This window comes from Nocardia abscessus NBRC 100374 (assembly GCF_000308455.1).
Taxonomy (GTDB): domain Bacteria; phylum Actinomycetota; class Actinomycetes; order Mycobacteriales; family Mycobacteriaceae; genus Nocardia; species Nocardia abscessus.
In genome coordinates, this window is the sequence record NZ_BAFP01000109.1 from 172,609 (window position 1) to 184,407 (window position 11,799).

14 protein-coding genes are annotated in these 11,799 nt (G+C 70.5%); 6 read left to right on the top strand and 8 right to left on the bottom strand.

Annotated elements, in window-relative coordinates; all coding sequences use genetic code 11:
• Nucleotides 1-4 precede the first annotated feature (4 nt).
• Nucleotides 5-289 (bottom strand): hypothetical protein, encoded by a 285-nt coding sequence (locus ON19_RS42135; RefSeq protein ID WP_157229798.1) that lies wholly within the window; start codon nucleotides 287-289, stop codon nucleotides 5-7.
• A 192-nt stretch (nucleotides 290-481) separates the two neighbouring features.
• Here ON19_RS42135 and ON19_RS22655 point away from each other — a divergent pair, with 192 nt between their 5' ends.
• Nucleotides 482-1,513: a DoxX family protein gene (locus ON19_RS22655; RefSeq protein ID WP_043696311.1), complete on the top strand. Its 1,032-nt coding sequence runs from the start codon at nucleotides 482-484 to the stop codon at nucleotides 1,511-1,513.
• Between the two features lie 95 nt (nucleotides 1,514-1,608).
• Here ON19_RS22655 and ON19_RS22660 read toward each other — a convergent pair whose 3' ends face one another.
• Together ON19_RS22660 and ON19_RS22665 are read right to left on the bottom strand one after the other, a co-directional pair.
• Nucleotides 1,609-1,998: an STAS domain-containing protein gene (locus tag ON19_RS22660; RefSeq protein ID WP_083899555.1), complete on the bottom strand. Its 390-nt coding sequence runs from the start codon at nucleotides 1,996-1,998 to the stop codon at nucleotides 1,609-1,611.
• A 113-nt stretch (nucleotides 1,999-2,111) separates the two neighbouring features.
• Nucleotides 2,112-2,993, bottom strand: coding sequence for a mycofactocin-coupled SDR family oxidoreductase (locus ON19_RS22665; protein ID WP_227954642.1), 882 nt, complete (start codon nucleotides 2,991-2,993; stop codon nucleotides 2,112-2,114).
• A gap of 402 nt (nucleotides 2,994-3,395) precedes the next feature.
• Here ON19_RS22665 and ON19_RS22670 point away from each other — a divergent pair, with 402 nt between their 5' ends.
• The 3 genes from ON19_RS22670 to ON19_RS22680 all read left to right on the top strand — a co-directional run bounded on the left by ON19_RS22670 (nucleotide 3,396) and on the right by ON19_RS22680 (nucleotide 6,033).
• Nucleotides 3,396-3,599, top strand: coding sequence for a hypothetical protein (locus ON19_RS22670; RefSeq protein WP_157229799.1), 204 nt, complete (start codon nucleotides 3,396-3,398; stop codon nucleotides 3,597-3,599).
• Nucleotides 3,600-3,738: 139 nt separating this feature from the next.
• Complete coding sequence (locus ON19_RS22675) at nucleotides 3,739-4,398, top strand: class I SAM-dependent methyltransferase (RefSeq protein WP_043696320.1); 660 nt, start codon at nucleotides 3,739-3,741, stop codon at nucleotides 4,396-4,398.
• Between the two features lie 96 nt (nucleotides 4,399-4,494).
• Nucleotides 4,495-6,033 (top strand): sensor histidine kinase, encoded by a 1,539-nt coding sequence (locus tag ON19_RS22680; RefSeq protein ID WP_051169186.1) that lies wholly within the window; start codon nucleotides 4,495-4,497, stop codon nucleotides 6,031-6,033.
• A 51-nt stretch (nucleotides 6,034-6,084) separates the two neighbouring features.
• On the opposite strand, the gene ON19_RS22685 is transcribed toward ON19_RS22680, so the two are convergent.
• Nucleotides 6,085-6,498: a DUF6463 family protein gene (locus ON19_RS22685; RefSeq protein ID WP_043696323.1), complete on the bottom strand. Its 414-nt coding sequence runs from the start codon at nucleotides 6,496-6,498 to the stop codon at nucleotides 6,085-6,087.
• A 63-nt stretch (nucleotides 6,499-6,561) separates the two neighbouring features.
• Here ON19_RS22685 and ON19_RS22690 point away from each other — a divergent pair, with 63 nt between their 5' ends.
• Nucleotides 6,562-7,158 (top strand): TetR/AcrR family transcriptional regulator, encoded by a 597-nt coding sequence (locus tag ON19_RS22690; RefSeq protein ID WP_051169187.1) that lies wholly within the window; start codon nucleotides 6,562-6,564, stop codon nucleotides 7,156-7,158.
• A 60-nt stretch (nucleotides 7,159-7,218) separates the two neighbouring features.
• Here ON19_RS22690 and ON19_RS22695 read toward each other — a convergent pair whose 3' ends face one another.
• On the bottom strand, nucleotides 7,219-8,019 hold the full coding sequence (locus ON19_RS22695; RefSeq protein WP_043696326.1) for a PIG-L deacetylase family protein: 801 nt from the start codon (nucleotides 8,017-8,019) through the stop codon (nucleotides 7,219-7,221).
• Nucleotides 8,020-8,041: 22 nt separating this feature from the next.
• Nucleotides 8,042-8,437 (bottom strand): hypothetical protein, encoded by a 396-nt coding sequence (locus tag ON19_RS22700; RefSeq protein WP_043696329.1) that lies wholly within the window; start codon nucleotides 8,435-8,437, stop codon nucleotides 8,042-8,044.
• A 733-nt stretch (nucleotides 8,438-9,170) separates the two neighbouring features.
• On the opposite strand from ON19_RS22700, the gene ON19_RS22705 reads away from it, so the two are divergent.
• Nucleotides 9,171-9,764, top strand: coding sequence for a hypothetical protein (locus tag ON19_RS22705; RefSeq protein WP_157229800.1), 594 nt, complete (start codon nucleotides 9,171-9,173; stop codon nucleotides 9,762-9,764).
• Nucleotides 9,765-9,779: 15 nt separating this feature from the next.
• Here ON19_RS22705 and ON19_RS22710 read toward each other — a convergent pair whose 3' ends face one another.
• Complete coding sequence (locus ON19_RS22710) at nucleotides 9,780-11,105, bottom strand: cryptochrome/photolyase family protein (protein ID WP_043696335.1); 1,326 nt, start codon at nucleotides 11,103-11,105, stop codon at nucleotides 9,780-9,782.
• A 162-nt stretch (nucleotides 11,106-11,267) separates the two neighbouring features.
• The coding region (locus tag ON19_RS22715; RefSeq protein ID WP_043696488.1) for a lipocalin family protein at nucleotides 11,268-11,799 on the bottom strand (532 nt) is incomplete at its 5' end.

The window sequence follows — 11,799 nt, forward strand, 5'->3', positions numbered from 1 at the left end:
CCGCTCACAGCGGAGCCGCGGTCGGGCAGAGTTCCGGGAAACTGGCGGAGCGCACTCCGCAGCCGGTGCATTCGAACGCCATGCCCATGTCGAGCATCCAGTGAATGCGCGTATGGCAGGTCTCGCACAAGAAATCCACACCCGCCGGGTGGCAGCAGGACCGTTTACGGATGAACCATTCCGCGCGATGACGACACGGCACGGAGTCGAAGCGGAACGTGCACCTCGGCGCAGCGGGCAACGCGGCAACGACGGCCTCGAAAGCCGTTGTGGCCGTACGGGTGTTCACAGCAGATACCTTCCGGCGAAGCAGGGGCGGGAGGCGGGAGCGTGCGCCACGGCGCCTCTACTCCTGGATCGATCTCCCTCGAATTGCTGTTACCCGGATGAGGCGGCCTTCACACGGCGGCGGACCGGCTTGTTTGGTCACGAATCGCGCGGGAATCCGAATCGTGACGACATCAAGGGAAGGGGTTCTGTCATGTTATTGCGCCGACTCGCCCGGCCGCTGCTGGCCACCGCGTTCGTCGTAGACGGGGTCGATACGCTGCGGCGCCCGGACGAGCGGGTCAAGGCGGCGAACGCACTGCTCGAACGGGGGCAGCGGCAGCTCCCGGAAGAGATTGCCACCAAGTTGCCATCCAATCCTACGACCGTCGTGCAGGTGAACGCGCTCGCTCAGGTGAGCGGCGGCGTCCTGCTGGCACTGGGCAAGGCGCCGCGATTGGCCGCCCTGGTGCTCGCCGCGACCGTGGTGCCCGCGGCCGTCACCGAGCAGGATTTCTGGAACGAGCAGGACCCGGCGCGGAAGTCGGCGAAGCGGACCGCGTTCCTCAAGGACCTCGGACTGCTGGGCGGGCTGATGATCGCCGCGGCCGATACCGAGGGCAAGCCGTCGCTGGGCTGGCGCGGCCGCCGGGCCGCGCGTGACGCCGCCGCCGCGGTCACCGCCGCACTGCCGCTCGGCGCGAGCTCGGACACCACGACCGGCGCGGCACTGCGCAAGCACGCGCACGAGGCCGCGGAACGGGCGCGGGCGCTGGGCGCGGTCGCCGCGAGCAAGGGAGCGGAACTGGCCGAAACGGCTCAGCGGCGCGGGCCGGATTGGGCGGAAGCAGCCAAGGAACACGGCAGCGACCTCGCGGAGACCGCCAAGGTGCACGGGTCCGAATGGGCCGAGGTAGCCAAAGATCGCGGCACCGATTGGGCCGAGTTCGCCAAAGAGCACGGCGCGGAATGGGCCGAGATCGCCAAGGAGCGGGGGGCCGAATGGGCGGAGCTCGCCAAGGAACGGGGTGTTCGTCTCGCTGATCTCGCCAAGCAGCGCGGCGGCACATGGGCCGAGATCGCCAAAGAACGCAGCGCCGAATGGGCGGAGCTCGCCAAGGAGCGCGGACCGGAGATCGCCGATGCCGCGCGGGAACGCAGCGCGCACACAGCGCAGCTGGCCCGCGAGCGGGGTGCGCAGAAAGCGCAGGCAGCCCGAGAGGCGATCGAGTCGCGTCGCCACTGACGCTTCGGACAGGCAGGCGCCGGCCTCGGCTCGGCGGTGAAATACGTGCTCGGCGGCCCCACTCGGGCCGCCGAACGCGTTTACGCATGCGCCGGTCAGGCGGTCTCGTCGTAGCCGGGCGAGAGGTCCACGAGGGCGGCGTCGAGCGAGGCGACCCGATGGAACCGGTCGGCCAGGCCGGTGACCTCGATGGCCCGGTCCACCGGCCGTACCGTGGTGATCAGCACGATCCGGTGGCGCGAGCGCGTAGCTTCGGTCTGCGCCTCGACCAAGACGCTCAGTCCCGCCGCGGCGAGGAAAGTGACCGGTGAGAGGTCGAGCACGAGCGTGGCCGCGCGGCGCAGGAAGGCGCACGCCAGCTCGGCACGGAACCGGGGCGCGGTCGCGACATCGATTTCGCCCGCGACCATCAGCATGGTGACGTCGTGGCGCGGGCGGCACACCGAAAAGCGAAGCGGGTCAGTCCATTCGGTGTGGCGGGACATGCGCTGACTCCTGGCCGGAAGCTGGCACTGCACAGACCTTCTGCTTCCAGTGAAGCACGGGGCGTGAGGTCTGTACAGGCGCGAACTACGTCCGCCGCCCGGCGTTTCCGCCGCTAGGACGTACTCGCGCTCCCGCCGCAGGAGATGGTGATCGCCTCCCCGTTGAAGTGGCGGCCGTGTTCGGAGACCAGCAACAGCGTCGCCTCGGCCACCTCGGCGGGCTGGATCAGATCGCCGTTGGGCGGGCCGGATTCGATGATCGCCATCCAGTCCTGCTTGGTGGGGTTCTCCTTGTCCGGCACCATGAGCCGCCACGTCGCCGGGTTCTGGATCATGTCGGTGTCCACGCCGGAGGGCAGCAGGGCGTTGACGGTGATGCCGTACTCCGCCACCTCCAGCGACAGCGATTTCACCAGTCCGAGCACGCCCCATTTGCTCGCCGCGTAGTGCGCCGCGTTGCGCACGCCCATCTTCGCCACGATCGACGAGGTGGCCACCACGCGGCCCCAGCGGCGCTCGATCATGTGCGGGACCACCGCGCGGAAGCTGTGGAACACGCCGGTCAGGTTGGTGTCGATCATGTCCCGCCACAACTGCTCGTCCATCTCGGCGACGGGTGAGTTGGACGCGATGCCCGCGTTGGCGATCAGGATGTCGATGCGGCCGAATTCCTCGATCGCGCGGTCGGCGACCGTCCGCATCTGTTCCAGGCTGCGCACGTCGGCCCGCACGGCGACGCAGCGGCGGCCCGCCCGCTCGACCAGGGCGGCGGTCTCGGCCAGGTCGTCCGGAGTGCTCAGCTCGTAGGGCAGGCCCGATAGCGGGGCGGCGATATCGCACACCACGATGTTCGCGCCCGCGTTCGCCAGGGCCAGGGCGTGTGCGCGGCCCTGTCCGCGGGCGCCACCGGTGATCACCGCTACCCTGTCGTCCAGATTCCCCATGGCGGGCCCTTCATCGTCGGTACCTGCTCCGGCCGCCACCCATCGTGTCACGGGCGCACCGAGTGAGCTCCCGATTTTCGGCGGCCACCTCACCGACCGGCGATTTCCCAGATGTGGGAACCTGTCACGGGCGGACGCACTCCGGCTCGCCCGCCGGTGCGCGGCACCGGCGCACCCTGCGCTGACGAGGCACTTTGCCGAAATATCAAGGCGCAGTGGGACAATGATTCCGATGCTGGCACCGGAGCGGGCACGGTCACGGCACGGGCGGAGCGATCCGACTGGGACAGGGAGATCACATGCGACAATTCCGACCCGGTCCAGCGACCAAATGAGTGCGATGTACGCTGCGCCCGGAACGACCCTGCCCGTGCCTACGCATCGTTCCTGGCACGGTCCGGCGCATCCACAATGGTTCCTGGGGGCCCGATGACCGATTGTGAGTACCTTTCCGTGAATCTCGACCGACAGCTCGACGCCGAACCCACCGAGCACGACAGCGCCGTGGCCGAACAGCTCACCAGCCCGCGCCTGCGCAGGCTCTTGCACACGGCCATCGGCCTCTCCGAGGATTCCGTCGATCTGCTGACGACGATGACCACCCGCCTCCGTGCGGCCGAGGGCATGATCCTGCGCGACCCGCTCGAAGAGTGTTGACCCGCGGGCGGTCGCCGGTCCCGAGCGAACGAGCGGCACGGGCACGCGGCCGCCGGGCAGCAACGGCCGGCCCGCGGGTAGGTTGCCGAAGCAGCAACGATATTTGCTGATCCGGTCGCTCCCATGGATGGTGGGACGCATGAACGCGACACACCACGAGCACGCGGACCGGACGACGCCGACGACGGTCGAGTACTGGGAGACCTTCTACCGGGAGCGCGAGCGGATCTGGTCGGGACTGCCGAACTTCTTGCTGGTGCGAGAGATCGAATCGGTCGCCGCGGGCTCGGCACTGGATCTGGGCTGCGCCGAAGGAGCCGACGCGATCTGGCTGGCCGAGCGCGGCTGGCGGGTCACCGCCGTGGACGTGTCGGAGACCGCGCTGGCGCGTGCCAGGGCACAGGCGGCACGCCAGGAACTGGCCGGCCGAATCGATTGGCAGCGGCACGATCTCGACCACACCTTCCCGGACGGACGGTTCGACCTCGTCACGGCGCAGTTCCTGCATTCGCCGCTCGCCCAGGACGGCGAACGGATGCGCATCCTCCGACGAGCCGCCGAGGCGGTGGCGCCCGGCGGGCTGCTGCTGATCGTCGGGCACGCGGAATGGCCCAGCTGGGTGCTGGAGCCGCCCGCCGACGTGCACTTCCCGACCACGGCCGAGGTGCGCGCTGGCCTGGCTCTGGACCCGGCCGCATGGCAGGTGGAGGTGGACGAGGTCGTCGAGCGCGAGCACCCCGGCCCCGAGGGGCAGCCCGGCACCCGGAAAGACAACGTCCTTCGCATTCGCCGCAGCTGACCCGCACAGGAAACACCCAGCTCGCTCGCAGATTGCTCGGCGCTTGCGCCGCGATCATGGGCTCATGACCAGTCGCGAACCCCAGCCGAGCCGGACGTGAGCGCGCGGGCGAGACCAGCGCGGCGGATATCGGCGGTCCCGCTGCGGGTGGGGCTGGTGATCGTGTTGCTGTTGCTGACGGCGACGGCGCTGTTCGCGTCGGGCGCGGCGGTGACCTCGGCGCTGAGTCGCTCGCTGACGCAGCGCACCGACGAACAGCTCTACGACGCGGCGCGGTCCTGGGCGCAGCCGCGTCCGATGCGCCAGGTGATCACCAGCGACGGTCGCGCGCAGTGGATTCCGGCCGATCTGCCCGCCGCGCCCGTGCAGCCGAGGTCGGCGGGCGAACAGCCGCGGCGGTTCTTCGAACTGCGCACAGGCACCGACGGGCAGGTGTATCAAGACCTGGCGGGCGCCGGCAGCGCCGGATCTCCCGATCTCGGCGGCACGACCGCGGGCGCACCGAAGACGGTGCCGTCCTCGGATGGTTCTTCGACGGATTGGCGGGTGCTGACCACCACCAACCAGTACGGTTCCACCACCATCGGCCTGCCCCTGACCGACAACCAGGAGACGGTCTCCCGGTTGATCTTCTTCGAAATCGGCACGGGGGCAGCGGCTCTGCTGGCCCTGGGCGCCGTCGGCTACCTGGTGATCCGGCGCAGCCTGCGGCCGCTGCGCGAGGTGGAGCAGACGGCGGCGGCGATCGCGGGCGGTGACCTGGACCGGCGGGTGCCGGTGCGCGGCGTGGACACCGAGGTCGACCATCTGGCGCGGTCGCTGAACGAGATGCTCGCGCAGATCCAGCACGGCGTGGCCGCCACCGAGGCGTCGGAGGAGGCGGCCCGGCGCTCGGAGGCGCGGATGCGCCGCTTCGTCGCCGACGCGAGCCACGAACTGCGCACGCCACTGACCACGATTCGCGGGTTCGCCGAGTTGTACCGGCAGGGCGCCAGTACCGACGCCGGGATGGTGGTCGGCCGGATCGAGGCCGAGGCCGAGCGGATGGGTCTGCTCGTCGAAGATCTGCTGCTGCTGGCGCGGCTGGACGAGAAGCGCCCGCTGGAGCGCAAGCCCGTCGACCTGCTCGCGCTGGCGGGCGACGCCGTGCACAACGCGCGGGCCGTCGCCGCCCGCCAGAAGCCGTCACCGGACGCGCCGGACCGCTCGATCACGCTGGCGATCGGCGACGGCGACGGAACCATGGACGTCATCGGCGACGAGGCCCGCCTGCGCCAGGTACTCGCCAACCTGCTCGGCAACGCCCTCACCCACACCCCGTGCGAAGCGGCGGTCGCGGTGCGGCTCACGCCCGCCCCCGACCGCGTCCGCATCGACGTGATCGACACCGGTCCCGGACTTTCACCCGATGCCACACATCGTGTGTTCGAGCGGTTCTACCGCGCGGACGCCTCGCGCACCCGCGGCAGCGGCGGCACCGGGCTCGGCCTGGCCATCGTCCAAGCCCTGGTCACGGCGCACGGTGGACGGGTATCGGTAGCGAGCGAACCGGGCCGCGGAAGCACCTTCACGGTGGTGCTGCCCCGTGAGCCGTCCGCCCCGCCGACCACGGATCAGCCGGTCCGGTCGCGGTGAACCGAAGCGGCATGCCGCCTACCCGTTCGAGACGCGTGCCGAGCGCTCACCTCACCTCGGCGCGGCGGCGAGCCGGGAGGCCGGCTCGGCCTGCACGGCACGCCGTGCGCCTACCGCGAGCAGCCCGACCGCGATCCAGGCCAGCGCCCACGGGGCGGGCTCGAGGATGACGCCGGCGAGCACGGACCAGAGGCCCAGCGTCCACGTCACGAACGACGGCGGCACGATGCCCCGTCGATCCAGCCACAGCACGAGCACGCCGATCAGGGCCAACGGCACACCGAAGCTGCCGGTGGTCAGCCAGAACGAGGCCATAGCCGGGCTCATCTCGCTGATCCCCTCCTCGGGGCTCCACAGCTTCGCGCCGAACCATGAGTCGGCATGGTCGGGAGCCACCAGTACATAACTGCCGAGTGTGTGCCCGAGTCCGAGAAACACCAGGAGACGTCCTGCCCACTTGATCATTGAAAACCACCCTCCATTACGGAACTGACAGTTCCGATACTGTCAGTTCCGTATACTAGGAGCGTGCCGAAACCGAAACAAGGCCAAGGACGTCCGCGCAACAGTGAGGTTGATCTCGCTATCGTCCGCGCCACGCGAGAACTCCTGGCCGAGCGCGGCTACGCCGGGTTGACGGTCGACGCCGTGGCGGCGCACGCCGGAATCGGCAAGGCCGCGATCTACCGGCGCTACGCGACGAAGCAAGAGATGATCTTCGCGGCCACCGTGCACGACATGCGGGAGCAGCCGCCTCCGGACGCCGGAACCCTGCGCGCGGACCTGGGCGCCCTCACCCGGACCATCGCCGCCCAACTGGGCCGCGCGCCGACCGACGTGCTCGCCGGTCTGCTGGCGGACATCTACGCCGATCCCGCGCTGAGCACCCGCTTCACCGAGACCTTCCTCGAACGGGAACGACAGGCCGTGATCGAAGTGCTCGACCGCGCGGTCGGCCGCGGCGAACTGGCCGCGCTACCCGACCCGGCCACGGTGCACGCCCTGCTGCTCGGCCCGATCTTCGCCTGGCTGCTGATCCTGGACGGCGACCGCGACAAGGTTCCGGAACTCACCCGCACGGTCGCCGAATCGGCAGCCACCGCACTGCTGTCCCCGCGCGACTGACCGCGCGCCGGCGATCCGCGAATCCGCTCGCCCGTGGGGCGGACGCGGCGGCGGACGCGTTCAGCGCGGCGCCGGTTCGAAGATGTCGGTGAGCGGTGCGCCGGCGCCGGGAACGGCGCCTTCCTCGGCGAACCATTCCCAGCGCAGGACCCGGCCGAGCACGGGAACGGGCAGGCGGAGCAGGACAGCGGCGATGGTGGCGAACCGGCCGGAGCCCTCGATGATCGAGCGGTGCGCGGTCAAGGCGGCTCTGCGCCGCGAAGCGTGTGCGCCGACATCGATGCGGTGCGTGATCTCCGAGCGCGGGCTGAACAGCGAGGCGAGGATCGCTGGGTCGTAGCGGAACGGGATCGGCAACCGCCCCAGGAAACGGGCCGGGCGTGCGAAGCCCTCGCGCGGCAGGGTGGCGTCGAGCACGCGGGAGACACCCGCGAGTTCGGCCGCGCGCTTGCCCACCTCGTGCACCCGGACGTGGTCTCGGTGCCCGTACCCGCCGTTGCGGTCGTAGCTGAGCAGGATGTCGGCGTTCTCGTCGCGGAGGATCGCGGCCAACCGCTCGGCCGCCTCCTCGGAATCCGCACGGACGAACCGCGTCCGGTCCGGCGGGTCCGCGTACAGTACGGCGCCGTGTCCGCTGTCGGCGTAGCCGAGATGCGCCACCCGGTGCACGCCGAGGGCGGCGGCGCTGGCCTGCAACTCGCGCAGCCGCAGCGCTTCGCGCCCGGCCAGATCGGCCATGTGACCGTCGGTGGCCACCACGATGACGGTTCGGTGCCCGGTGGCCGACAACTCGGCCAGCGTTCCCCCGGTCAGCAGTGTCTCGTCGTCCGGATGCGCGTGGAATGCCACAACGGTCGCCATCGCCCCAGTGTGCCAAAGACTCTCAGCGCAGGTCCCGGGCCAGGCGGGTCGCACCGACGAGCATGTAGCCGCCGGTCAGAGCGACCAACGCGACGGCGGTCGGCCGCGGCACGTCACCGCGCAGCACGCGCACCCCGCCGTGCGTCGTGTCGAGGATGTCCACCAGCAACGCGAGGCGCTGCCAGCGGGGCAATTCTTCGGCGGGTGCGGTCAGGTATCCGAGGCCGAGCGCGATCGCCCGCGCACCGAAGATGCGGGTCATGTAGTCGAGCTCGGGCGTGGGACGCACGCCGAGCGCCTTGGTCAACATCGCCGGGGCCACGAGGGCGGCCGACCCCAGCGCGACCCGGCCGAACGCCAGGCCACGCAGTGCGCCGGCCAACGGAGAGCAGGACTGCCGCATGCTGTTGGTCACCATGTCCCGAGCCTGACCGACAAACGCCGTCAGGTCGATTACCTGCGAGGTAATCGACCTCGTCACCGGCTACATCGGCAGCCGTCGTCGCGCACGGGGTGCGGCTGGGCGAGCGGCGCGACCCGGAGTCGCGCCTGAGCCCGATCCTGCCGCGAGCCGCGGCGGGACAGCGTGATTCCCTCCCCCCTGGGGCATCGACTATCCGACGCCGGACGGCACCCGTGTCCGTGACTACGTGCATGTGGCCGACATGGCGGCCGACGCAGGGGTTTCCACCGGTCGGTGTACGACGACCGATCGACCGGGCGGCCGCTCCGTGGGTTCCCGGCCGATCCTGGTTCGCTCTCCCGGGAATCACGATGCGCTCAGAGAATGAGCAGTATCAGCGCTTTCTGCAGGGTGTCCACGATGCGGCCGATGGTGATGGCGATTTCGACGGTGCCCATGACAGGCCCCTTTCCTCGGGCATGGTGAATCCTCGACCCCTCAATTCAAGCGTGGATAAACGGGATTCGGAAGCTCGGGCCGGTATCGGAAGGCTCCGCCCGACCGTCCGCGCCGTACGGCCGGCCCGGCGGAGCATGATTCGTGCACCGGAGTCGCGGCGGAGGGCTGTCGAGAAGGGTTGATCCGCGAGGCCCGTCTCTTCGAATCATCTATGTCGCGGCACCGGTCGCGGCCGTGCACGCGGAATACCGCACCGAGCAGACAATTCCATCCATCGTCAGGAGCATCTGTGTCGTCGTCGCACCCGTTGGCCCCAAGAGACCAGCACGACTGTTTCCGGGATGCGGTGAACACGGTCGGGCAAGCCACGGCGATACTCGGCAGGCTCCGTCGGGTCCCCGCCGATCACGCCGCGGTGCACGCGCGGATCGCGATACTCGCCGATCGAAGCGACGACATGGTGCGTGCGGCCCCGGCGGACCGCCGCCACCTCGGCCGGTCCCTGCACAGTGTCCTCATCCACCTCCGGACGACGGCCGAACGCGCGAACCGGCACCGCGTCACGTCGCTCGCGGAGGAACTCGCGGAAGTCATCGGCATCGTCGAGGAATGCGGTCGGCACACCGCCGGACTGTTCGCGGCGCCGTTCGACCCCACCTGGGCCGCGTGGTATCGCGCCGAGATCCTCCGGCTGGCGGACGACGCCGACGACGCTTTCCGCCGCCTGTTCGCGCGGTGGTACTTCGACACCGACGACCTCTCGGCGGTGGCCGGGATGCGGGATATCAGCGACGAACTGGAGAACGTGGTGCGCGCCTTCGAGGAGGTCGCCGACGCCGTGCCTGCGACCGTCGCGGACCAGCCGAGCGAGCTACCCCGATGATCCGCTTCGGCGACACTACATTCCGGCGAATTCGATGATCGGCGCCGGATAGTCCGCCGGATCGACGCCTGCGCGCCACGGCCGATGGATGCGCGCGCCGGGCAGGTGCGCCAGTTCGGGCACCCAGCGCCGTACGTACGCGCCGTCCGGGTCGTAGCGTTCGGCTTGGCGCAGCGGGTTGAGCACCCGGTTCGGCCTGGTGTCGGTGCCGGTGCCCGCCACCCACTGCCAGTTGAGCTGGTTGTTCGCCAGGTCGCCGTCCACCAGCCAGCGCAGGAAGTGCTCCGCCCCGACCCGCCAGTCGACGCGCAGCGACTTGGTCAGGAAGCTGCCGGTGATCAGCCGCGCCCGGTTGTGCATCCAGCCCTCCGCGCGTAACTGCCGCATCCCGGCGTCCACGATCGGGTGCCCGGTGCGCCCCGCGCGCCAGGCGTCGACGGCCTGCGGATCGTCGCGCCAGCGGATCGCGCGCCCGTGGTAGTCCGACCAGGCCGCGGACGGGCGGGCAGCCAGCAACTGGTGGTGGAAGTCGCGCCAGGCCAGCTGCCGGGCGAACGCGTGCCCAAAATCGGTGGACATGTCCACCCGGTGCACCAGCTCCACCGGGGACACGCAGCCGAAATGCAGATACGGCGACAGCCGCGAGGTGGCGTCGGCGGCGAGATCGTCGTCGTCGCGCGCGTAGTTCTCGACCGGCCCGGACAGCCAGTCGCGCAGGATCTTCCGTCCCGTGGTCTCACCGCCGACGGCCAGCTGCGGCGAGGCCGGGCCCGCGCACAGTTCGCCCGCGTCCGGCAGCGGCAAGCTCGACACCCGGGGCACCGTGAGGTTGCGCGGCTTGCCGAGCGGCTTGCGCTGCGGCGCCTCGCACCAGCGCCGGAAGTACGGGCCGAAGATCGCGAAGTGGTCGCGCCCGGTGGCGGGCAGCAGCGACTCCGGATCGACGGTGGTGATGGTGGCGGGATGCGTGTTCAGCAGACAGTCGCGGCGCGCGAGACGCTCGCGCAGAGCACGTTCCCGATGGCGGCTGTAGCCGCTGACGTCCGCGGCCACGTGCACGCTCTCGGCGTGGACCTGCGCAGCCACGCGGTCGACCTCCGTGGCCACATCGCCCCGGCGCAGGACCAGGCTGCCGCCGATGGCGCGCAATTCGTCGTCCAGCTCGGCGAGCGCCGTGGACAGGAACCGGGCGCGGTTCGGCGCGGCGAAGCGGCCCGAGAGAATGGCGTCGTCGAGGACGAACAGCGGCACCACCGCCGCACCTTCCCGGTGTGCCGCGGTGAGCACCGGGTTGTCCCACACCCGCAGGTCGCGGGTGAACAAAGCGATCGTGACGGTCATCGGAGGCGCTCCCCCTGTACGGCAACGCTGTTCGTCCGCGAACCTCCCCCTCGCTCTGAGCGGCAGCGGGTGCTCGGCGCCCATGAGGGCCGCGCCGGGGCGGCATCGGGCGGCTCAGCCATACCGCCGACGACGCGACCCTTACAAGCGCCGAGCATGCCGTCACCCCGCGCAGAGCGGAGCGATGCGCGAGTCACCGCCCGTCGTCGGGGAGGTCAGGTACAGGCACGAGTTCTGACCGGCCGCGGTGATCGCCGCGCGCACCTGCTGCCAGGCGTCCGCGTCCAGCGCCGCGGCGCGGGCAAGGACGAACCCGGATATCCGGCTCGGGTCGGTGACCAGCGCCCACGAATAGTCCGGGCCGAGCGCGGTGACGATGTAGTTCGTCGCCCCCTCCAGGCGGTCCTGGGTCGGCACGCCGGGGAAGCTGACGTGCAGCTGCGCCCTGGTCTCCCGGTCGGTGACCGTCGCCGTGCCGTTGATCTCGTTGCGCGTGTTCGCCCACGTGGTGCAGGTGTTGCGCACCGCGATATCGCCCTGTGGGTCGAGTGCGTAGTTCGCCTGCGTGTCGCGCGCGCAGGCCAGGTTGAAGTACTGCGGCACGGCGGCGAGCTGACGCCACGTGCCCAGGTAACGGTCCAGATCGAGGCTCGGCACCGGCGCGGGCCCGGCGACCGGGCTCGGCGCCGCGGTG

What these genes read in the sequence shown, in the direction of transcription:
- ON19_RS22655 (WP_043696311.1), top strand. Translation starts at nt 482, where the DNA reads ATGTTATTGCGCCGACTCGCCCGGCCGCTGCTGGCCACCGCGTTCGTC.
- ON19_RS22660 (WP_083899555.1), bottom strand. Translation starts at nt 1,998, where the DNA reads ATGTCCCGCCACACCGAATGGACTGACCCGCTTCGCTTTTCGGTGTGC.
- ON19_RS22675 (WP_043696320.1), top strand. Translation starts at nt 3,739, where the DNA reads ATGAACGCGACACACCACGAGCACGCGGACCGGACGACGCCGACGACG.
- ON19_RS22685 (WP_043696323.1), bottom strand. Translation starts at nt 6,498, where the DNA reads ATGATCAAGTGGGCAGGACGTCTCCTGGTGTTTCTCGGACTCGGGCAC.
- ON19_RS22695 (WP_043696326.1), bottom strand. Translation starts at nt 8,019, where the DNA reads ATGGCGACCGTTGTGGCATTCCACGCGCATCCGGACGACGAGACACTG.
- ON19_RS22700 (WP_043696329.1), bottom strand. Translation starts at nt 8,437, where the DNA reads ATGGTGACCAACAGCATGCGGCAGTCCTGCTCTCCGTTGGCCGGCGCA.
- ON19_RS22710 (WP_043696335.1), bottom strand. Translation starts at nt 11,105, where the DNA reads ATGACCGTCACGATCGCTTTGTTCACCCGCGACCTGCGGGTGTGGGAC.